The sequence below is a fragment of the Pseudomonas sp. SZ57 genome (genome assembly GCF_009495975.1).
In the GTDB taxonomy this organism is placed as follows: Bacteria; Pseudomonadota; Gammaproteobacteria; order Pseudomonadales; family Pseudomonadaceae; genus Aquipseudomonas; species Aquipseudomonas syringae.
Genome location: NZ_WIBD01000062.1, coordinates 1 through 649, shown reverse-complemented (window position 1 = coordinate 649; position 649 = coordinate 1). Strand labels below are relative to the sequence as shown.

At 57.9% G+C, this 649-nt stretch carries 1 protein-coding gene; it reads left to right on the top strand.

Annotated elements, in window-relative coordinates; all coding sequences use genetic code 11:
• Window positions 1–649 (top strand): RHS repeat-associated core domain-containing protein (locus GE543_RS27000; protein ID WP_178118680.1); only part of this gene is annotated, 649 nt, incomplete at both ends.

The following is a 649-nucleotide window of genomic DNA, read 5'->3' as shown; positions in this document are numbered from 1 at the left end:
ATGGGTTGGAATGCGCGTAATCAACTTGCTCTTGTTACTCTGCTGCAGCGTAAAGACGCAGCGAGCGATGAAGAGCGTTATGTCTATGACGGCCAGGGTCAGCGCTGCCGCAAGATACGTACTGCTCAGGCGTCAGGCCGCTTGCTTATCAACGAAGTGCGCTACCTGCCGGGGCTGGAAATCCGCACCACAGCCGATGGCGAAACCCTCCACGTCGTTACCGCTCAGGCGGGTCGCAACAGCGTGCGGGTGTTGCACTGGGAAGCTGGAAAACCGGGCTCTATTGCGAACGATCAGGTGCGTTACAGCCTGGGTGATCATCTGGGCTCGAGCACGCTGGAACTGGATCAACAAGGTGGCCTGATCAGCCAGGAAAGTTATTATCCGTTCGGCGGCACGGCCTGGTGGGCGGCGCGTAGTGCAGTGGAGGCCAAGTACAAGACCGTGCGTTATTCGGGTAAAGAGCGTGACGCCAGCGGGCTTTATTATTACGGGTTCAGGTATTACGCGCCGTGGCTGCAGCGGTGGATCAATCCGGATCCGGCGGGGGAAGTGGATGGGTTGAATCTGTTCGGCTTTGTTGGCAACAACCCACTCAACTTATTTGACCCCGACGGTCAGAACAGTCAAAAGGCCAGGGCGCGCTGGT